The sequence below is a fragment of the Sediminibacterium goheungense genome, assembly GCF_004361915.1.
Lineage (GTDB): Bacteria > Bacteroidota > Bacteroidia > Chitinophagales > Chitinophagaceae > Sediminibacterium > Sediminibacterium goheungense.
On record NZ_SNWP01000010.1, the window covers coordinates 804,856 to 826,528 of the forward strand.

At 42.7% G+C, this 21,673-nt stretch carries 20 protein-coding genes; 9 read left to right on the plus strand and 11 right to left on the minus strand.

Annotated elements, in window-relative coordinates:
• Positions 1-46: 46 nt before the first annotated feature.
• The 3 genes from BC659_RS03465 to BC659_RS03475 all read left to right on the plus strand — a co-directional run bounded on the left by BC659_RS03465 (position 47) and on the right by BC659_RS03475 (position 2,224).
• Entirely contained in the window at positions 47-427 is a 381-nt protein-coding gene (locus BC659_RS03465) for a rhodanese-like domain-containing protein (RefSeq protein ID WP_211340691.1), read from the plus strand.
• Between the two features lie 90 nt (positions 428-517).
• Complete coding sequence (locus BC659_RS03470) at positions 518-1,300, plus strand: alpha/beta hydrolase (protein ID WP_133473280.1); 783 nt, start codon at positions 518-520, stop codon at positions 1,298-1,300.
• Between the two features lie 72 nt (positions 1,301-1,372).
• Positions 1,373-2,224 (plus strand): alpha/beta hydrolase, encoded by an 852-nt coding sequence (locus tag BC659_RS03475; protein WP_133473281.1) that lies wholly within the window; start codon positions 1,373-1,375, stop codon positions 2,222-2,224.
• Positions 2,225-2,305: 81 nt separating this feature from the next.
• On the opposite strand, the gene BC659_RS03480 is transcribed toward BC659_RS03475, so the two are convergent.
• Genes BC659_RS03480 through BC659_RS03490 form a run of 3 tightly spaced genes read right to left on the minus strand, consistent with a single transcriptional unit; the run spans position 2,306 to position 4,322 of the window.
• Positions 2,306-3,214 carry a S66 peptidase family protein gene (locus BC659_RS03480; RefSeq protein WP_133473282.1) on the minus strand — a complete coding sequence of 303 codons (909 nt, stop codon included), beginning with the start codon at positions 3,212-3,214 and terminating at the stop codon, positions 2,306-2,308.
• A gap of 16 nt (positions 3,215-3,230) precedes the next feature.
• Positions 3,231-3,419, minus strand: a complete 189-nt coding sequence (locus tag BC659_RS03485; protein ID WP_133473283.1) for a type II toxin-antitoxin system antitoxin — start codon at positions 3,417-3,419, stop codon at positions 3,231-3,233.
• Positions 3,420-3,443: 24 nt separating this feature from the next.
• Positions 3,444-4,322, minus strand: coding sequence for an SPFH domain-containing protein (locus BC659_RS03490; protein WP_133473284.1), 879 nt, complete (start codon positions 4,320-4,322; stop codon positions 3,444-3,446).
• A 154-nt stretch (positions 4,323-4,476) separates the two neighbouring features.
• Between BC659_RS03490 and metG the strand changes: the two genes are divergently transcribed.
• Positions 4,477-6,591, plus strand: a complete 2,115-nt coding sequence (metG, locus tag BC659_RS03495) for a methionine--tRNA ligase (RefSeq protein ID WP_133473285.1) — start codon at positions 4,477-4,479, stop codon at positions 6,589-6,591.
• 35 nt (positions 6,592-6,626) lie between these two features.
• Here the strand turns inward: metG and BC659_RS03500 are convergent, their stop codons facing one another.
• Genes BC659_RS03500 through BC659_RS03510 form a run of 3 tightly spaced genes read right to left on the minus strand, consistent with a single transcriptional unit; the run spans position 6,627 to position 9,381 of the window.
• On the minus strand, positions 6,627-7,286 hold the full coding sequence (locus tag BC659_RS03500) for a gluconate 2-dehydrogenase subunit 3 family protein (protein WP_133473286.1): 660 nt from the start codon (positions 7,284-7,286) through the stop codon (positions 6,627-6,629).
• Positions 7,287-7,322: 36 nt separating this feature from the next.
• Positions 7,323-9,065, minus strand: a complete 1,743-nt coding sequence (locus BC659_RS03505; RefSeq protein WP_133473287.1) for a GMC oxidoreductase — start codon at positions 9,063-9,065, stop codon at positions 7,323-7,325.
• Positions 9,066-9,120: 55 nt separating this feature from the next.
• On the minus strand, positions 9,121-9,381 hold the full coding sequence (locus tag BC659_RS03510; RefSeq protein WP_133473288.1) for a redox-active disulfide protein 2: 261 nt from the start codon (positions 9,379-9,381) through the stop codon (positions 9,121-9,123).
• A 170-nt stretch (positions 9,382-9,551) separates the two neighbouring features.
• On the opposite strand from BC659_RS03510, the gene BC659_RS03515 reads away from it, so the two are divergent.
• Positions 9,552-11,324: a hypothetical protein gene (locus BC659_RS03515; RefSeq protein ID WP_133473289.1), complete on the plus strand. Its 1,773-nt coding sequence runs from the start codon at positions 9,552-9,554 to the stop codon at positions 11,322-11,324.
• Between the two features lie 77 nt (positions 11,325-11,401).
• On the opposite strand, the gene BC659_RS03520 is transcribed toward BC659_RS03515, so the two are convergent.
• Genes BC659_RS03520 through BC659_RS03530 form a run of 3 tightly spaced genes read right to left on the minus strand, consistent with a single transcriptional unit; the run spans position 11,402 to position 12,543 of the window.
• Positions 11,402-11,764, minus strand: a complete 363-nt coding sequence (locus tag BC659_RS03520) for a CoA-binding protein (protein ID WP_133473290.1) — start codon at positions 11,762-11,764, stop codon at positions 11,402-11,404.
• Complete coding sequence (locus tag BC659_RS03525) at positions 11,757-12,182, minus strand: hypothetical protein (protein ID WP_133473291.1); 426 nt, start codon at positions 12,180-12,182, stop codon at positions 11,757-11,759. Before BC659_RS03525 ends, BC659_RS03520 begins: the two co-directional genes overlap by 8 nt.
• A gap of 1 nt (position 12,183) precedes the next feature.
• Positions 12,184-12,543 carry a hypothetical protein gene (locus BC659_RS03530; RefSeq protein WP_133473292.1) on the minus strand — a complete coding sequence of 120 codons (360 nt, stop codon included), beginning with the start codon at positions 12,541-12,543 and terminating at the stop codon, positions 12,184-12,186.
• Between the two features lie 187 nt (positions 12,544-12,730).
• Between BC659_RS03530 and BC659_RS03535 the strand changes: the two genes are divergently transcribed.
• The 3 genes from BC659_RS03535 (at position 12,731) to BC659_RS03545 (ending at position 17,690) form a co-directional block, all read left to right on the plus strand.
• Entirely contained in the window at positions 12,731-14,578 is a 1,848-nt protein-coding gene (locus BC659_RS03535) for an outer membrane protein assembly factor BamB family protein (protein WP_133473293.1), read from the plus strand.
• A gap of 107 nt (positions 14,579-14,685) precedes the next feature.
• A complete protein-coding gene (locus tag BC659_RS03540; RefSeq protein ID WP_211340692.1) occupies positions 14,686-15,138 on the plus strand; it encodes a hypothetical protein in 453 nt (150 codons plus the stop codon).
• A 140-nt stretch (positions 15,139-15,278) separates the two neighbouring features.
• Positions 15,279-17,690, plus strand: a complete 2,412-nt coding sequence (locus BC659_RS03545) for a zinc-dependent metalloprotease (protein ID WP_133473294.1) — start codon at positions 15,279-15,281, stop codon at positions 17,688-17,690.
• A 119-nt stretch (positions 17,691-17,809) separates the two neighbouring features.
• Here BC659_RS03545 and BC659_RS03550 read toward each other — a convergent pair whose 3' ends face one another.
• Both BC659_RS03550 and BC659_RS03555 read right to left on the minus strand, forming a co-directional pair.
• Entirely contained in the window at positions 17,810-19,438 is a 1,629-nt protein-coding gene (locus BC659_RS03550) for a pyruvate dehydrogenase complex dihydrolipoamide acetyltransferase (protein ID WP_133473295.1), read from the minus strand.
• Between the two features lie 124 nt (positions 19,439-19,562).
• A complete protein-coding gene (locus BC659_RS03555) occupies positions 19,563-21,017 on the minus strand; it encodes an NADP-dependent isocitrate dehydrogenase (RefSeq protein WP_133473296.1) in 1,455 nt (484 codons plus the stop codon).
• Positions 21,018-21,191: 174 nt separating this feature from the next.
• Between BC659_RS03555 and apaG the strand changes: the two genes are divergently transcribed.
• A complete protein-coding gene (gene apaG / locus BC659_RS03560; protein ID WP_133473297.1) occupies positions 21,192-21,578 on the plus strand; it encodes a Co2+/Mg2+ efflux protein ApaG in 387 nt (128 codons plus the stop codon).
• The last annotated feature ends 95 nt before the right edge of the window (positions 21,579-21,673 follow it).

The following is a 21,673-nucleotide window of genomic DNA, read 5'->3' on the forward strand; positions in this document are numbered from 1 at the left end:
TTATGCTCCCCTAAGCTGGTTATATTGCATCTGCTAACCCACGCAAGTGAGCATTTACACAACCCGGTTTTTTGCAGGAAGAAGGGAAGAAAGGGAGGTACCAGTATTATTGTATATCAGGGTCACTCATTTTATGACGCATATATTACCCCAGGAATTAAAATCTTTATTAGAAAAAGAAGAAGTCTGCCTACTGGATGTAAGGGAGCCGGATGAACATGAGGCATACAATATCGGTGGTATGCTTATTCCATTGAGTGATATAATACTTTCCCATCAAAAGATCCCTTTTAATAAACCGGTTGTTGTGTATTGCAGGAAAGGTATCCGTAGTCAGATTGCCATTCAAAAACTGGAAGAAAAATTCGGATTTACCAACCTGATAAACCTTAGTGGTGGTATGGAAGCCTGGAAAAAACATCTTTGATTTTTTGATTTCTTGATTTTCTGATTTACGTAAATCAAGAAATCCCCCTTTGTGTTGTTTTTTTTCGGAACTTACAGCAAACCACCCTGATTGATTATTGCTTATACAATCGGAGCCATTCTGCTGTTATCTGTACTTGCCTACCTGGTACAGGAAAAGCTGATATTCAAGCCGGAAAAGCTCAGGCATGATTTTCGGTTTGAATATGATATCCCCTTTGAAGAATTATTTTTTGAACCGGCAGCAGGTGTTCGAATTAATGGCCTTCATTTTTACCGCGAGCAGCCGAAAGGACTCATTCTCTATCTGCATGGTAATACCCGGAGTATCAAGGGATGGGCCAAATACGCAAAAGATTTTTACCGGTATGATTATGATGTGGTACTTGTTGACTACAGAGGATTTGGTAAGAGTACCGGAAAACGAACTGAAAAAGACATGTTGAATGATATGCAGCATGTGTATGAAAATCTTTGTGAAAAATATCAGCAGCATCATATCCTTGTATATGGCAGAAGTATGGGCAGTGGCTTTGCCGCCAAGCTGGCTGCCGACAACCAACCCCGTTACCTGATTCTGGATGCACCTTACTATAGTTTTAAAAAAGTAGTGGAAAGATTTCTACCGATACTACCTGTTAAATATGTACTCAGGTTTCACCTCAGAACCGACAAATGGATACAAAAAGTAAATTGCCACACCTATATTATTCATGGAACAAAAGACAGGCTGATACCTATTCAACACAGCGAAAAACTACAAAAATTCAATCCTCATAAAATCACCCTGATCCGGATCCACGGCGGTGGTCATAATAACCTACCCTCCTTTCCGGAATACCATAATTTTGTGAGAGATATTTTAAAATACTGAGGAAATGTCTGACGTCTGATGGCGGATCTCTGATATGAATATGAGGAATTTCGTAGCTTGCCAATCCAAAAAATGTCAGACATCAGACATCAGACATCAGACATCAGACATCAGACATCAGACATCATGAAAATCCCCCGCTGGTTAAAAATTATTGTTCTTATTTACGCACTGGTTGGTATTCTGTTTTATTCTTTTCAACAGAAAATATTATTCCAGCCGGTGGTGGTAGCGGCAGACAGCAGCTATCAGTTCGATCAGCCTTATGAAGATATCTGGATACCTGTAGATCAATCTGCCAAAACACATATCGTTCATTTTACAGTACCCGACAGTTTACGTAAGGGACTTGTATTGTACTTTCATGGTAACAGAGGCAATGTGAGACGTTATAGACGTTTTGTTTCGAAGTTTACACAGCATGGTTATGCAGTTTGGATGCCCGACTATCCAGGCTTTGGTAAATCTACCGGCGAACTTACGGAAGCTGCCTTGTATGAGCAGGCTCTGCAGGTATATAAAAGAGCCAGACAATTTTATGCCCCCCAGGATATTATCATTTATGGGAAATCGATGGGAACAGGTGTAGCTGTTCAGCTTGCGTCGGTAAGGGACTGCAAAAAGCTGATACTGGAAACACCCTATAACAGCATGCGCTCATTGGTAGGTATTTATTTGTGGATGTATCCGCTGAAATCAATTTTACAATTCCAGTTCCCTTCTGACGAATACATGAAAAAAGTAACGGCACCGGTTTCCATTTTTCATGGAACAGATGATGGTGTAATTCCTTACAGCAACGCGGTTAAACTGAGAAAACTACTGAAACCCGGCGATGAATTTATTACCATCGAAAACGGCACACACAGGAACCTTAACACTTTCCCACTGATGCAACAGAAGCTGGATAGTTTATTAAAGTAGCTAATAGCGTATGGCTGATAGCATATGGCTCATGGCATATAGTTTATAGCCATATGCCATTGACCACATGCTATACGCTATTTATAATTCAGTAAAACGAACAGTCTTTGCACTAACTATCAATTCATGCTGCACTCCAACTTTTAAAGGATAGTTTTCCCGTTCATGACTTACCGGAAAGTCGAAGCAAACAGGAAATCTATATTTCGATACATGCTGGCGAATCAATTCAGTAATATTCGTGCCAAATGGAATAACAGTATCCTTCATATCTGTAAATCCCCCAATGATAAGTCCGGCCAGTTGAGAGAACATGCCACTTCTTTCCAGTTGGATCAGCATTCTATCGATATTGTAGATGTATTCCCCGACGTCTTCAAGGAATAAAATTTTATTTTTTGTATTGAATGCAGAAGGGGTCCCTACCATGTGCGCAATAAGAGAAAGATTACCGCCTACGAGTTCGCCAGTGGCTGTTCCCAACTGATTGAAGGAGTGTGGTGCACACTTGTAGGAAAGTTTATTTCCTTTCAGTGCCTTCCTAAGTGTCTGAATATATTCATTAGCAAATGCACCATCGTTAAAAGCGGCTGCCATGGGCGAATGCAAGGATGCTATCTTGTATTTTGTATGAAGATGGGCCTGTAATAGTGTAATATCACTAAAGCCGATGATCCATTTAGGTGATTTTTTAAAGCGTGTAAAATCCAGCTCGTCAATGATCCTGCTCATACCATAACCGCCCCGGCCACAAAGAATCGCTTTGATATCTGTGTCATCGAGCATCTGCTGTAAATCAGCTTTTCTTTCTTTATCCGTTCCTGAAAAATAATGAAACTGGTTACCGAGGGTTTTGCCTATACGTACTTTATAACCCCATTCGCTTAATACCCTGATACAGGTTGCTGCTTTATCGGCGGGCATGAAACCCGATGGGCAAACAATTCCGATGGTATCTCCTTTTCTGAGACTGGGTGGTATTTTGGTCATATATTTTAACGATCGGTTATTTCTTTGGTTTTTGTTTGTTCACCTGCGTACCCAGTTCTCTTTTTCTGCCAGCCTCTTTAAGGGCCTTATCAATCAGCATTTCAATTTGTCCGTTCACACTTCTGAACTCATCGGCAGCCCATTTTTCCAATGCGGCGTAAGACTGCTCGTCGATACGTAATACAAATGATTTTTTATTGGCCATAATTGAATCAGACGGTAAAGATACTTATTGGTATAGTGTACCTGTATTTAATACGGGAGACGCTGCTTTATCGCCACATAATACAACCATCAGATTACTCACCATGGCTGCCTTCTTCTCATCATCCAACTGTACAATTTCTTTTTCAGAAAGCATCGCCAGTGCCATTTCAACCATACCTACCGCACCTTCTACTATTTTGCTCCTTGCAGCAACAATGGCAGTTGCCTGCTGTCTTTGTAACATAGCACCCGCTATTTCCGGTGCATAGGCCAAGTGGCTGATCCTTGCTTCCGTAATCACGATACCTGCTTTTGCCAGTCGCTCATTGAGTTCAGTTTCCAATAATTCAAATACTTTTTCACCACCATCTCTCAATGTAATATTGGCAAATTCATCTTCAATACTATCATATGGATAGCTGGAAGCCAGGTGCCGTATGGCTGCTTCACTCTGGTTGGTCATGTATTCGTTGAAGTTGACTACTTCAAACACAGCTTTATAGGTATCCTGCACCTGCCATAAAATAACAGCAGCTATTTCTATGGGATTACCCATTTTATCGTTCACCTTCAATTTTGCACTTTCCAGACTTTTTGAACGAAGCGACACTTTCATTTTAGCAAAAAGTGGATTTACAAATGAAAGACCATTTTCTTTCAAAGTACCAACATATTTACCAAAAAAGGTAAGGGTGAGGGCATAATTAGGCTGTACTATTACCAGTCCTTTCAGGATAATAGCCGTACTCAGGAAGCAGATAATCATGGCTGCCACCAGGCCACCTCCCGGATCGGTACTGTTCGATACATGCGCTATCAGTATATATAATCCGGCCGCCAATAATAGGATGGCCAACAGGAGGGCGGTAAATCCTGAAACGGCTTTGTATACTTTTTCCATAAAATCCATTTTGATATTAAAATGATATCAAAAATATATCTTTCTTCCGGATTCGCAAATATTTCCGGAAATATTCCGCGCCATTGCTTTAGCGCTCATTTTGTATTTTTGCAACCCGGCAGCACTTTAGAAGCCGGATTTAGGAGATCAGAGCATGAACCAACCGAAAAGATACCTGATTACAGCGGCCCTTCCTTATGCAAACGGCCAAAAACATATTGGCCATCTGGCAGGCGCTTATTTACCCGCTGATATTTATGCACGTTATTTAAAATCGCAGAAAAGAGATGTTGTTTTTGTGTGTGGCAGTGACGAACATGGCACCGCTATTCCTATTCAGGCAACCAAAGAAGGCACTACCGCAAGGGCTATTATTGATAAGTACCATCCGCTGATGGAGCAAAATTTCAAGGACCTGGGTATTGCTTTTGATATTTATCACCGCACCAGCGATCCCCTGCATCATGAAACTGCCCAGGAATTCTTTACAAAGCTCAATAATAATGGTGATTTAGAAATCAAAGAATCTGAGCAGTATTATGATGAAGAAGCGAAATCATTTTTAGCCGACCGCTATATCAAAGGCACCTGCCCAAATTGCAGTTTCGACAGTGCTTATGGCGACCAGTGCGAACGCTGCGGTAAAAGTTTAAGTCCCGACGAACTTATTAATCCGGTTAGTACGCTCAGTGGTAAAGCTCCGGTTAAAAAACCTACAAAGCATTGGTACCTGCCGCTCGACAGACATGAAGCTTTTTTAAGAGAGTGGATACTGAATGAACATGCGAATGATTGGCGTGCCAATGTATTAGGTCAGTGTAAAAGCTGGATCGACGGCGGCTTACAACCCCGTGCAGTAACACGTGATCTGGACTGGGGCGTGAAAGTACCTTTGGCAGATGCGGAAGGAAAAGTATTGTATGTATGGTTTGATGCTCCGATAGGCTATATCAGTGCCACCAAACAATGGGCCATTAATACCGGTAATGACTGGAAACCCTATTGGGAAGATAAAGACACCAAACTGGTTCATTTCATTGGCAAAGACAATATTGTATTTCACTGCATTATTTTTCCGGTAATGCTGAAACTTCACGGTAATATTTTACCGGCTAATGTTCCCTCCAATGAATTCATGAACCTGGAAGGTGATAAGATGAGTACCAGCCGTAACTGGAAACTTGATATGCAGGATTATATCAATGACTTCATCAATAAAGAAAATGGTGGTAGCCAGATGGCGGATGTACTTCGCTATTATCTTACCCAGATAGCGCCTGAAACCAAAGACAGCGAGTTTATGTGGAAAGGTTTTCAGGATGCCAATAACAGTGAACTGGTAAGTATATTTGGTAATTTTGTGAACCGCACATTTGTTTTGATGCATAAATTATGTGGCGGAAAAGTGCCTGCCTTTCATCAGGATATTACGGATGAACTGGACCAGTTTACCATCACCGAAATAAAAAATACGGCTGTTAAAGTAACCGGCCTGCTGGAAGAATATAAATTCAGGGAAGCCATGTTTGAAGTGATTAATCTCGCCAGAACAGGGAACCAATATATGCAGAAGAAAGAACCCTGGATTGTAGCCAAGCGTTTGGCAGAAGATCCGGCAGCACAGAAAAGTATTGATAACTGTCTGCATATCTGTTTACAGTTAACGGCCAATCTTGCCATACTCATCAACCCCTTCCTCCCTTTCACTGCGAAGAAGATGTGCCATATGATGAAGGTAGTAGACAAAATGCTGGAATGGGAAAATGCCGGAAGCATGAAACTATTAAGCGTAGGCTATACATTACGTGCTCCGGAATTATTATTCAGAAAAATAGAAGACAGTGAAATGATGGAACAGATTGAAAAATTAAATGCAGCAAGTGTGAAGAAGGAAACTGAGCAGTCAGTAGTGAGCAGTGAGCAAAAAACGGTTACGGTGAAACCTGAAATTGTTTTTGATGATTTTGCCAAGATTGATTTGAAAGTGGGTACCATTGTTGCAGCTGAGAAAGTAGAGAAAGCCGATAAACTATTGAAATTGCAGGTGGATCTTGGTTTTGAAACCAGAACGATTGTATCTGGTATAGCGATGCATTTTTCACCGGAAGAAATTACAGGTAAGCAGGTTACGGTAGTGACCAACCTGGCACCCCGTAAGATGAGAGGTATTGAAAGTAATGGCATGATATTAATGGCCGAAGATGCAAATGGCAAACTTCATTTCATCAATCCGGAAGAAAAGATTCATCCGGGTAGTGGTGTGAGTTAAAATAAAAGGCCGGTCATAAAGACCGGCCTTTTATTTTAAGTATAGCTGGCACATTCTTTCATTTCACGCTCAGAATATGCCATCTTATATTGTTTCAAAACATCTTCCGGTACACCATTCCACTTGTTGGGTACATTACCCCGATAATCAAGATCTTTTACACCTATTTCAGAAGTATAAAAGCCTGTTAGGGTTAAATCGCGCATCAGGTTAAAGAAAGCTACACCCTGAGCCATTTCCGGTTTTGCTTTTTCGGGGTATGCAATCTGATCTACCATCTGTATTCTTTGCTGCTCCGTACAATCCACAAACGACTTTTCAAATTGTTTGAGACATTGCATATCCAGCCAGCGAAGTCCGCCACGCATAGGTGTCTGATGCGAGGGCATATCCTTTACAATAAATTCCAGGAATTCTGGCACTTTGGCATCACTGGCGCTACCGCTAACGGCATCTTTGGGTACAATGATATCTGCCAGTATGGTAATTGTAGACATTTCATGCTGTGAAAAGAATTTAGCTTCCTTACTTAATTTCTCCAGGTACGCTTTCTCTTCCGCCATCCTGTCTTCTACATTAATACCATCGATGGTATTAGCGGTTTCTTTTTTATCTGCCGGCTTACAGGCATCCACCAATACGCCGGTAGCTACCGTTCCAACAACCAGTGCTTTTATGGATTTTCTTCTGTCCATGGTATTATATTTTGTCTCGCCTTAGGCGAGATGGATTTAGAGATTTTGTTTTTTCATTTCATCAATGATATACTCAGAAGCACGCATAGATAGCGCCAGAATGGTCCAGGTAATATTTTTATCTGCCTGGGATGTAAACTGACTACCATCTACACAGAAAAGGGTTTTACAATCGTGTGCCTGGCTCCATTTATTCAGGGCAGATGTTTTTTTATCATTACCCATTCTGGCAGTACCTGCTTCATGAATGATATTACCCGGATTGGCGAGGCCATAATTATTGGAAGCATCATCATCTCCACCCCAGGTAATGATAGCACCCATTTCGTGCATAATTTCCTTGAAGGTTTCTTTCATATGCTTGGCCTGTTTGATCTCATAGTCGGAATGTGTGGTATGGAAACGCAATACAGGGATACCATATTTATCTACCACTTTCGGATCAATCTCACAATAATTATCGATACGGGGTACAGCTTCACCACGACCTGCCATTCCCACACCGGCGCCATAGAAATAGCGCACGTCTTCTTTAAGTGAAGCTCCATAACCACCTGCCTCTTTTTTCACACCATTCACGGCATATTTTCCATTCATGCCCTGCATACCAAAACCAAAACCATATGCAGGCTGGCCCATACCTCCCCAGTATTCAATGTGGTAGCCACGGGGGAAGTCTAATTTTTTATTATCCAGCCACCAGGGCGTATACACGTGCATACCACCCACACCATCTTCATTGTAACGTTTACGTCCAAAGAGTTCCGGTAACACACCACCCAATGCAGCACCCGTTGAATCGTGCAGGTATTTACCCACTACATTGCTGCTATTGGCCAGTCCGTTGGGATGGCGCTGTGATTTTGAGTTTAATAATAAACGGGCTGTTTCACAGGCACTGGCGGCAAGTATCACTACCCTGCCACTTACCTGGTATTCCATCATATCCGTTTTGTCTACATAAGATATACCGGTAGCAATCCCTTCTTTATTGGTAATAACTTCTCTTGCCATGGCCTGTGTAATAACATCCACATTACCCGTTCTCACAGCTGGCTGTACCAATGCCGATGAGGAAGAGAAATCTGCAGCAGCTTTACAACTGCGTCCGCATTGTGCACAATAGAAACACTCACCCCTTTCTTTATTGATTTGTTTGGTAAGAATCGATAATCTGGATGGAATAACAGGCACACCTATTCCGGTTGCCGCCTTTTTAATCATCAGTTCATGCAAACGTGGTTTGGGTGGCGGAAGAAAAATTCCATCCGGATCATTCTCCAATCCTTCTACAGAACCGAAAACACCTAATAGTTTATCAATCTTATCGTAATATGGTTTCACATCTTCATAACTGATGGGCCAGTCATCACCCAGACCATCAATACTTCTTCTTTTAAAATCTTTCGGACCAAAACGAAGCGATATCCTGCCCCAGTGATTGGTACGTCCACCAATCATACGTGCGCGCCACCAGTCCCACTTATCACTCCCTTCAGCCATGGTATAGGGTTCCCCGTCAATTTCCCATCCCCAGAAGCAGCCATCAAAATCGCCAAAGGGGCGAAATTTGGTACTGGCTCCCCGACGGGGTGATTCCCATGGATTTTTTAACTGCGACGAATGTTTTGCCGGATCATAATCGGCACCTGCTTCAAGCAGGCATACTTTTAATCCGGCATTCGCCAATACATATGCGGCCATACCGCCACCTGCACCTGAACCTACGATGACTGCATCGTATTGTTTGGGTTGTTTTTTAATCTGGAGATCTCCCATATAGCAATTTGAAAATTTGGAAATTTGGAAATGCAAGGTCTTACTGCCTGATATTTTATGAATCACCCAGGTTCTCACCGCGGGCGGTGAGTTCTTTTTTTATTTTTTTAAAGTTTACCATATTCAACATAAAGAGCGGTAAGAATGCGATAGGAAGTATGGATACTGCTCCAAAACCCTTTGTCAGGGTTATGTATACACCTGAGCCGACCATGATCAACAGGAATACAGATAAAATAATAATGACCATCTTCATGGTCTTATAATTTTTCTTCAGGACTTCAGTGCTCATTTCAGCAATGGGCTGTGATTTCATGAGTAGTAATTTGGTGTGTCGAATATAGTTTTTTTAATAGAGAACTTCAGTTAAAAACAGAGAAATACCCAACAAAAAATAAGAACCCTCCCCCCTTCACAGTTTTTAGTTTCAAGGATTGAATATCCATTCGTTTTGGTTTACCATTCATCACCATTATCCAGTGCTTTATGAAGACTTACTTTTTATTGGCAGGAATGCTTGGCTTCTGTGCCTTAAATGCACAACAAATACCCTCATCAGGTCTGCTTAGCAGTAAACAGGCAGTGAAACATGATCTTTCCCAACCATTTTCAGCGCTTTCTAAAGAAACCACGAAATTATCTTTGGAAGAACCTTCTCATCATAAAAGCGCACCGGGGGTTTTTATCCCAAAAAAAATAACAGACCCAAAAACGCTTTCCGTTGAGCAAACCCGCTTTGGCAGCAAAGCAGCACCGTTGCTGCTCACCAGTTTCGACGGGTTGGGGGAAAGCTTTACGGGGCCGCAGGGCACAGCTGTTATGCGCAACCCTTCTGATAATTCGCTGGCAGTGGGTCTTGATCATGTAGTGCAAACGGTTAATTCCCGCATGGCCATTTTCACGAAAAAAGGAAAAAAATACCCCGAATCGGGTCGTGTATTGTATGGGCCTGTGGAAACCAAAAACGTGTTTCGTGGTTTTGGCGGGCCCTGTGAACAGATCAATAATGGTGATGCTGTTGTTCGATATGATCAGCTGGCCGACAGATGGCTGATTGTGATGCCTACTTTCCGTAAAGGCATTTCCAGGAATATGGATACCACAACAGGTACCAGAAGAATACTAGCCCAACCCGGAGAAGCTGCCCTGTTATACCAACCACCACCACCTGCTGCTGATGCTAACAATGCGCCGTCGGCTCAACGTGCGGCAGTACCAAGACCTCCTGATAAAGGTACTTACTGTATGTGTTATGCCATCAGTACCAGTTCAGACCCTATGGGTAGTTATTACCGTTATGAATTTGAGAGAGAACTGTTTCCCGATTACCCAAGGCCTACTGTTTGGCCCGATGGTTATTATACTACCACCAGTACAGGTGATGATGTAATTGAAAGGCATGCCTATGTGGTTGACCGTATTAAAATGCTAAAGGGTGAAGATGCAAAAGAACAGTCCTTTATTGTAAAAGGTGTAAACTTTATCATCAATGCCGATCTCGATGGCAAACAATTACCTCCACCCGGCTCACCCAGTATTATGTTAGCAGCAGGTGGATCACAGCTAAATAAAATATTGGGCGACGATGGACTTTATGCCTGGAAATTTTATGTAGACTGGAAAGACCATTCCAAAACAAGGCTCGAAGGACCCGTTAAAATTGATGTTGCCCCTTATGAATACCTCGGTGGCGGACAGCTCACCAAAACAGTGCCCCAGCCCGGTACCGAGCAGCGGCTCGACTCGCAGGGCGATAAATTAATGGCTCGTCTTGTTTATCGACGTATGGGCAACAGAGAATCAGTTGTGGGTGTTCATTCCGTGAATACTGCTGCGGGAGGTGGTGGTGTAAGATGGTATGAATTGTTGCTAAACAAAGACCGAAGCCTTCAGCTATACCAACAGGGCACTTATGCCCCAGACAGTAATTTTCGCTGGATGGCAAGTCCTGCCATTGATGGTAAGGGTAATATCGGGATTGGTTATTCATTCGGCGGAAAATCTGATTATCCTGGTCAGCGTTTTGCAGGCAGGCATTTTGGTGACCCATTGGGTCAGCTTACCTTAAACGAAGTAATTCTTGTAAATGGTGAAGCCCCGCAAACAACTACCCTGCGCTGGGAAGATTATACGCAGACTGCCATTGACCCGAGTGATGATGAAACGATCTGGTACGTGGGAGATTACCTGAAAAAGGGAGGAAGGAATTATTCCACTAAAATTGGAGCATTCTCTCTTATAAAGATACGAAAAAAATAGCAAATCTCCGTTTCCGCTCGACACCCTGACGAAGGAAGGGACCGCAGAGAAAAGAGATAACAGTGTTTACGTAAGGCTTAATATTGACCTGTGCTCAGTAATACCAGTGTACAGGCTTCTACAGGTTCAATGCCTTTTTCTTTTGCCAGTTCTTCCAACTCCTCATTTTCGGTACCCGGGTTAAAAATGATTCTTTTGGGTTGTAGCGAAAGAATATAATCGTAATACTGTTTTTGCAAGGCAGGATTGAGGTAGAGAGTGACCGTATCTACCCGCTCTTCCGCAGGGCGTTCTGTGATGATCGGCGTTTCGCCGATCTGTCCATTTTTATTCCCGATAGCCACAACAGGATGTCCGTTTGCACGTAATCTGTTTACAGCAAGAAAACTATAACGTGAAGGATTTTCTGAAGCACCCAGTACCATGGTTTTTTTAGACATAGTTCTTTTGTTTATAGTAGCGGCCAATATATTTCCAATAACGGATAGCTGCAATGTTTACCACTAAAAAATAGATACCCAGCACATAATTATAATAGATTTTGGTAGCAGGCAGGGGTATTTTGAAATTACCTGAATATACCCAGGCAAAAAACATGCTCCCAAGTACCAATGCTATCAGCAGATTAAGGGTGAAAAATTTTTTATCGTCTTTTTCAGCGATTAATAAGTTAATCATAGTACTAACTACCTGCCATAAGCCTACAATAAGCAAACCTAATGCATGCAACAGTAACAACGTATAAAATTCATTGCTTTTAAACAGCGATACAAAAAAGAAAATAAAAGGGAGGATAGATAATAACCATACACCTAATTGCCCGTATACATCTGCATTGGCCCATATCGATTTCTTCATACTATTTTCCCCGGAATATTTCCAAATAACAAACCATCAGGTAATACAAAGCAAGAACTGGGGTCATATAGAGTAATATATACAATACCCATATCATCATCTCTGCCGATAACAGACTGATCAGAAAAATGCAAACAATTGCGAGCAGCAGGTACTGATAAACCTTTCTTGCTTTACTGTCCTGGTTCCATCGCTGTGTAAGATGAACAGCCATGCTCAGCAATTGCCACCCACCAATACCCAAAAAGAAAACCATCATGGCCAGTTCCATATCAAAGAAACAGATGGCACCGGTGATGATCAATGCCGCCGACTGGATGATAATATCTGCTTTTTTAAATGAGGTCTGGTTGAATGACATGTATCAAATTTAGCAATTAATTCCACCTTACACCCCCCGTTCTCCCATTCACCCTGTTACTATTTTCTACCTGTAATGCCTGGAGATTACTCAGAAACAGCAATATTTTGACAGGCCATTGTGCAATTTATCAGTAATACAACTGAGTAGGTCATGTATTATTTTGTATTGTGTGTAACTTTCGGTCATGAAATACCTACTTGTATGTATACTTTTTTGTTATACCCTTCAGGCTTCCGCTCAGATTAAACCTTTCCGGTTTGCCTTTATTTCCGATACCCATATCGGATCTCCCAATGGCAGTGCCGAAGAGGATTTACGAAGAACCGTTGCCGATATTAATCAGATGACAGACATTGCTTTTGTGGTTTTAACAGGCGACATAACCGAACTGGGCACTACAGAAGAAATTAAAACAGCCAGGGCCATCCTCGACGAATTAAAAGTGCCGTATTATATTATTCCCGGCAATCATGATACTGGCTGGAGCGAAAGCGGTGGTGTTGCTTTTGCCGCCATATTCGGCTATGATAAGTTTGCCTTCACCTACAATGGTATTCGTTTTATTGGTTGTGCCTCCGGACCTTATGTACGCATGAGTGATGGTCATGTTCCCAGAGATGCTGTTAACTGGCTGGAAAAAGAACTTTCGACCCTGAAACCCGATCAACCTGTTATTTTTCTGAACCACTATCCACTCGATAATGGACTGGATAATTGGTATGAAGTGATTGATCGGTTAAAGCAAAAGAATACCATTGCTGCTTTATGTGGTCATGGCCATGCCAACCGGGCCATGAATTTTGAAGGTATTCCTGCTGTTATGGGCAGATCGAACCTGCGTGTGAAAGCAGAAACCGGCGGTTATAATTTAGTTGATGTAAGATCAGACTCTATCATTTTTGCTGAGCGGTGGCCTGGCAGGCAAACACTGGCTTCCTGGACCGGGGTGAAAATAGAAAAGCATCTGTACCAGCCATCACCTGAGCATTTGCGTCCTTCCTATGCCGTAAATGATAGTTTTCCGGAGGTGAAAGCAGTATGGAAATACAGTGCTGAGGCCAATATTATTTCTACCCCTGCTACCGATGGCAAGCTGGTATTTTTTGGTAATAGCCTGGGTAATATTACAGCATTGGATATCAGAACAGGTAAAAAGAAATGGCAATTTCAAACAGGTGGTGCTGTATTTTCTTCACCGGCTGTTGATCAGCAAAGAATGGTAGTAGGGTCAGGTGATGGTTATGTTTACTGCTTTGAAACCACTAAAGGCAGGTTAGTATGGAAGTACAAGGCCGATGCTGCCGTATTGGGATCTCCACTCATTAAGGATGGTATTGTGTATGTTGGCGGCAGCGATCATTGTTTCCGGGCCCTTGAATTGGTTTCGGGTAAAGAGATCTGGCGCTTTATAGGATTGGAAGGACCCGTTATGAGTTTACCCGTGATAACGGGAAATCAGGTTCTGTTTGGTGCATGGGATCGTAACCTCTATGCTTTGGATAGAAAAACAGGAAAACTGAACTGGAAATGGAACAATGGCTCTACGGTTCGCAATTATTCCCCCGCAGCCTGCATCCCTGTTATAAGGGATGATGTAGTTTACATAGTTGCCCCGGACCGCTACCTCACCGCTATTGATCTGGCAACTGGTACCACTTTATGGCGAAACAATGAGGCTACAGTAAGGGAGTCGATTGGTATTTCAGCCGACGGCAAATGGGTTTATGGTAAAACGATGAATGATTTTGTGGTGGCTTTTCCAACTTCCCGTGAAAAACAGTCAGTTGCCTGGAAAATCAACTGTGGCTTTGGTTATGAGCATGTACCCTCTATGTTGATGGAACAACAAAACACCGTTGTATTTGGTACCAAAAACGGTCGGGTATATGCGATTGACCCCGTAAAGAGAGAAATGAAGTGGGTATACAAGATCGATCATTCAATGGTGAACACGGTAAATATGCTGAGTAGCAAAAGGATTCTTGCAGCTACCATGGATGGAAAACTGAGTCTTTTGGAAGTAACAGAATAAAATGTGCATTGACCGTTAAAATTTTTTAGTGCAACTATTCGTTTTAATTCACAAATAATTTTCTAACTTTCGTACCTCATCATTTACAACAACAAACTAATACCATCATGGCAAAAGCTAAAAAGAAAGCCGTAAAAAAAGCAGCACCTAAAAAAGTTGCAAAAAAACCTGCTAAGAAAGCAGTGAAAAAAGTAGCTAAAAAAGCCGCTCCAAAGAAAAAAGCAGCCGCTAAAAAAGCAGCACCTAAGAAAAAAACAGCTGTAAAAAAAGTGGTTAAAAAAGCCGCCGCCAAAAAAGCAGCACCAAAAAAGAAAGCCGCAGCTAAAAAGGCAGCACCTAAGAAAAAAGCAGCCGCTAAAAAACCGGTAGCGAAAAAAGTAGCTGCTAAAAAACCTGCAGCAAAGAAACCAGCTGCCAAAAAGCCTGCAGCCAAAAAAGCAGCGCCAAAAAAGAAAGCCGCAGCTAAACCTGCTCCAGCACCAGCCGCCGCACCAACACCAGCTCCAGCTCCTGTTGAAGCACCAGCACCTGTTAATCCGGAAATTCCTTTTAACGCCTAATTCAGCTTTTACAATCTGTATACAAATCCTGTTACTTTCTGTAACAGGATTTTTTTATTCTTACTACATGAAGCAGTTTGGCCTCTTTTAAAATATCTTTATAAGCGTTCAGCTTTTCTGATTCACCAAAACTTTCTTACATGCGTACTTTCTTACTTGCATTTTTCTGTTTATGCCTGAGCGGTTTACACGCCCAGAACAGCAGTTCTAAAATTGCAGACAAAACAAAAAACATGAAACGGTATGATGGTTATTTCACTTATTGGTGGGATGCCAGTACCGGAAAAATCTGGTTACAGGCCGATAAATTCAACCAGGAGTTTTTATATGTAAATTCTCTCCCTGCCGGTTTGGGCTCCAATGATATTGGGCTCGATCGTGGTCAGTTAGGCAGTACCCGCATTGTTTACTTTCATAAAGTAGGCAAAAAGTTATTGCTGATTCAGCCCAATTACCGCTACCGTGCCCTTTCAAATGATGAAAAAGAAAGAGAAGCCGTACAGGAATCTTTTGCACAGTCTACTATTGCCGGTTTCACCATCGATGAAGATGAGGGTGATAAGGTTTTGGTGGATGCTACTTCTTTCTTTCTGAGAGATGCGCACGGTGTTGCCGACAAAATAAGAAGTATGCGCCAGGGTACTTATACATTCAATGAATCGCGTTCTGCCATGTACCTGCCCAATACACGTAACTTTCCATTGAACAGCGAGTTTGAGGCAAGCATCACATTTACCGGTGGAAGTGATGCAGGACGCTATGTAAATGCAGTAACCCCCTCCAGTGAAGCGATTACCGTTCGTATGCACCATTCTTTTGTGCAGTTACCCGATAATAAATACCAGCCCCGCAAATATGATATCCGAAGCGGTTATTTTGGTATTTCTTATTTCGACTTCAGCAGTCCTTTTACTGAGCCCATTGAACAAATGTTTATTTCCAGACACAGGCTCGAAAAGAAAGATCCGACGGCTGCATTAAGCGATCCGGTTAAACCCATCGTGTACTATCTGGATAATGGCACCCCAGAACCCATCCGATCTGCCTTACTCGAAGGTGGTCGTTGGTGGAACCAGGCTTTTGAAGCTGCAGGCTACCGCAATGCATTTATCGTAAAAGTATTACCAGATGATGCAGATCCGATGGATATCCGTTACAATATGATCAACTGGGTTCACCGCTCTACACGTGGCTGGAGCTATGGTGCTTCTGTTACCGACCCACGCACAGGTGAAATCATTAAAGGGCAGGTGACGCTGGGATCTTTAAGGGTACGTCAGGACTACCTTATTTTCACCGGTCTTTTGTCACCCTACGAAACAGGTAAACCTGTTTCCTCAACCATGCGTGAAGCTGCATTACAGCGTCTTCGTCAGCTATCGGCACATGAGATCGGCCATACACTGGGCTTACAGCATAATTATGCTTCGAGTTTCAATAACCGTGGATCGGTAATGGATTATCCGCATCCCAATGTATTTGTAAACAGTAAAGGTGAAATTGATTTTACAAAAGTATATACCAATGAAATCGGTGAATGGGACAAACGCGCCATTACCTATGGCTATCAGGATTTTCCGGAAGGCGTTAATGAAAATGATGGCTTGAAAAAAATACTGGAAGAAAATACCAGACAGGGATTATTGTTTATTGCAGATGCTGATTCCCGAGCACCTGGTGGTTTTCATCCCTATGCACATTTATGGGATAATGGAAAAGATGCAACGGATGAATTGAAAAATGTATTACAGGTTCGCCAGAAAGCACTGGATCAGTTTTCAGAAAATGCGATCCGGGAATCAGTACCTATGTCGAGACTGGAAGATGTATTGGTTCCGGTATACAATTACCATCGCTACCAGGTAGAAGCTGTATGCAAACTGATTGGCGGCATGAATTACAGTTATAATGTGAGAGGCGATGCACAACAAAAGCCACAGATACTCGACAACAACATTCAACAAAAAGCATTACAGGCAGCCCTGGATTGCCTCAATCCTGAAGTACTTACTTTACCTGACCGCATAAGTATGATGATACCTCCACGCCCACCTATGTATTATGGCGTAGGTGAAACTTTTGCCAAACGTACAGGTATGAGCTTCGACCCAATGGCAGCAGCAGAGGCACTGGCGCACTATGAGCTCGGATTTTTATTCAATGCCGAAAGGGCCAACAGACTGGAGCAGTTCAAGGCTCAGGCCGGTACGATCGGATGGGGCGAAGTACTCGATGCCATCATTAAAAAAACATGGATGGCCAAGAAGCAGGATGGTTTAAAAGCACAGGTACAAACACAAACACAACAAATCGTACTCACCTGGTTACTTGCTTTAAGTCAGGATAATACCGCGAATTATCAGGTAAAATCTATTTGCTTCGATCGTCTCAACAGTCTTAAAAATTTTGCCAAACAACAGGCCGCTGTCAATTCAGCCTTACGTGCACACTATATGTATGCAATAGAAAGAATTGAAAAACCAAAAGACATTGAACTTCCTCAGCATAGAGAGATAGCACCAGGAGCACCGATTGGGTGTGAGTGGGAGTAGTGATTGTGAATGGTGAATGGTGAATATGAAAAGAGCGACACTTGATATGTGTCGCTCTTTTATTTTAATGGTAGAACTTCATCAACTATTCACCATTGACCATTCACCATTCACGTTACTTATACCAACATCCTTAAAGGCTCTTCCAGCAATGATTTAAGGGTTTGCAGGAAGGCTGCTCCTGTGGCACCGTCTACTGAACGGTGGTCGCAACTCAGGGTTACTTTCATAATATTACCAGGCACTACCTGACCGTTTTTCACCACAGGCACCTGTGAAATACCTCCTACTGCCAGTATACATGAATCGGGAGGGTTAATGATGGCAGTAAACTGATCAATACCATACATACCCAGGTTAGAAATGGTGAAAGTACTTCCCTCCCAGTCTGCAGGCTGTAATTTTTTTTCTTTTGCTTTTTGTGCGTATTCTTTTACTTCCGCACCAATCTGGCTCAGTGATTTGGTATCTGCAAAACGTACTACGGGTACCAGCAATCCGTCTTCCACCGCTACTGCAACACCAATATTAATGTGGTGGTTATAACGAATGGTATCGCCCAACCAGCTGCTGTTTACTTTAGGGTGTTGTTTTAAAGCAAGGGCCGTTGCTTTCAGCACCATATCATTAAAGCTTACTTTCACCGGTGCCACTTCATTAATTTTCGTACGTGCAGCGACCGCCGCATCCATATCGATCGACATGGTCAGGTAGAAATGCGGTGCCGTAAACAGGCTCTCACTCAATCTGCGTGCAATGGTTTTACGCATCTGTGATACAGGCACATCTTCAAAGCTAACCTGTCCGGCAGGTGCCACAGGAGCCATCGGTGTAGCTTTAGCTGCTGCCGGTGCAGAAGAAGAAGCTGCAGGAACATATGCATCAACATCATTTTTGGTAATGCGGCCATTGTCGCCGGTACCTTTTACATAACGAAGATCGATACCTTTTTCACCTGCTATTTTTTTAGCGAGTGGGGATGCAAATATCCGTCCTTCATTTACCACTGTTTCTGAAACAGGGGCTGTAGCTGCAACCGGTGCCGCTACCGGCGCAGGGGCTGCTGCTACCGTAGCAGCAGGTGCAGTAGCCTGACCACCACCGTTTTTCACAGCTTTAACAATGGCTTCTACATCCAGACCGGGTTTACCAATGATACAGAGCAGATCATTCACCAGAATTTTCTCACCAGCTTTTGCGCCCTGATACAATAAAACACCATCCTTATAACTTTCCAGTTCCATAGTGGCTTTATCGGTTTCGATATCTGCCAATACTTCACCTTTTTTAACGGTATCGCCAATATTTTTATGCCATCCGGCTATCACACCTTCAGTCATGGTATCGCTGAGGCGGGGCATGAGAACCACTTCTTCCATGTTCGCTACATCAACTACAGGAGCTGATGAAGCTGCCGGGGCAGGCGCTTCTGCAACAGGTGCAGGAGCAGCAACCGGAGCAGCAGCAGCGCCACCACTATGTTGTGCCAACAAGGCTGAAATATCTTCTCCCGCTTTACCAAAAATGGCCAGCAGGTCGTTTACCTGTAATTTACCACCCTTGGGGGTACCAATATGTAATAAAATACCATCCTGGTAGCTTTCCAGCTCCATGGTAGCTTTATCCGTTTCTATTTCTGCAAGGAGGTCTCCTTTCTTTACTGCATCTCCTACATTCTTATGCCAGGCGGCTATAACACCTTCTGTCATAGTATCACTCAGTCGGGGCATTAAAATCACTTCTGCCATATAGTTCGATTGCTCTTTTGTTTGAAGGCGTGAAATTAGGAAAAAAGCTTCAAGCTTCAAGCTACAAGCTGGAAGGCACCTTTTTTAGCCAATATTTTCTGTTTTACGCGAAATTTTGGCTTGCTTACTGTCCTTGTGCAAGGCTGTAGGCTTTTTTATCACCCCAGGCATTCAGCAGTTCAGTTGAACAGATTTTGAAGTCGGCCGATAACCTTTTATACAGTTCCAGTATATCTACCTGCGTGAGGGCCAATTCTTCCACACTTTCAAAACGGCACCTGTATTGATTTACCAGGTTGGTAAATACAGACCCCTTTGGCCATACCTGCGTACCTCTGTTACTGATGGTAACCAGTTTAAAAAGGTCAAGTGTATGTTTCAGGCATTTTTCTGCTACAAGTTGCGGCTGTTCATTGCTCTCAATAAACATATCTACCCCTACAATTTTCTCTGTATTCGACTCAATTGTTTCCAGCATCGGGTTTTTCTCCAGTTTGAAAACAGTGGGTGTTACTGGCTGGTCAGCCAGCAAGGGTTTGGGGTTGTGGGCGGGTAATTTCCCAAAATTGGCAATAATCGCTTCCGTAAACTGTGTTGTATTAACAGATGGAACTGCTTTATCACCAAAATCACCGGTATGGATCCCCGATTCCAGTGTAAATAATAGGGCATTTTCAATCATAGCCGCAGACTCCATCAGTCCCAGATGCCTGAGCATACCAATACCACTCAACAATAATGCTGTCGGGTTGGCAATATTTTTTCCCGCGATATCGGGTGCCGTACCATGAACTGCTTCAAAAATAGAAATATGATCTCCGATATTAGCCGAGGGTGCAAAACCCAGTCCTCCCACCAATCCGGCGCAAAGATCACTTACAATATCACCTTGTAAATTGGTCAGCACCACCACATCAAACAGGTCTGGCTTACTTACCAATTTCATACACAGATCATCTACAATCACATCATCGGCCTTCAGTTCCGGATAGTCTTTGGCTACTTCGTAAAAAACTTCCAGAAACAGCCCATCAGTAATTTTCATGATATTGGCCTTATGTCCGCAGGTAATTCTTCTGGCACCTTTCTTCTTGGCCATCTCGAAAGCATATTTGATCACCTGCATACTACCCGGGCGGGTAATAAATCTTCTGCTCAGCGCCACATCATGGGTCAGCATATGTTCAATACCACCATAAGTGTCTTCAATATTTTCTCTCACAATGGTAATATCAATGGGAATACCAGCTTTGCTGAAAACCGTATCCACCCCGTGTAAGGTCTGGAAAGTACGTTTATTGGCATAGGTGTTCCATGTTTTCCGGGCCGTAACGTTTACACTCTTAACACCTTTCCCTTTGGGTGTTTCCATCGGACCTTTAAAAAGAATGCCCAGTGACTCAATGGTTTGCTGTGCCTCAGGGGTCATTCCGTTGCTGTAGCCTTTGTCGAACACCCACTTACCCATATCAACAAAATCATATTCCAATGGCACTTTGGCGGCACTGAAAACCGATAAAACAGCGTCCATAATTTCCGGACCGATTCCATCTCCTTTTGCTACGGCAATCCTAGTCATAGTTCCTCTTTTTAAAAGTGCTGCGAAGGTAAGGCCTGGAAGGTATTTTTTGTGTTAAAAATAATGCTGATAGCAGATGGTTAATAGCTGATAGAAAAACATGCTATATGCCATCAACCATTTGCTATTAGCTATTCAGTTTTTCCGTATTTTTACCATACTCAAACCAACCTTATGGTATCCAAAATTTCAGAAGGGGTAGAAATCAGTGTGGAAACCTTTTTCCAGTCTGATTATAGCAACCCACTGAATGGGGAGTATATGTTTGCCTACCGGATTACCATTGAAAACCACAATAATTTCACCATCAAATTATTACGCCGCCACTGGCAGATTTTCGACAGCAATGGCGAACACAGAGAAGTGGAGGGAGAAGGTGTGGTGGGTATACAACCTGTGCTACAACCCGGAGAACATTACCAATATGTAAGTGGTTGCAACCTGCGGACAGAAATGGGTAAAATGCATGGCACTTACCAGATGGAAAACCAGCATACCAAACAACTGTTTGATGTAAACATTCCTGCTTTTGATATGATTGTGCCTTCGAAGATGAATTAGAATCCCATTTAATTTTATTCGCCGGACTGAAGTCCGGCGCTTGGAATCCGGTGCCACAGCGTTCAGTGTTATAAAATGCTACCCAAAAAATCATC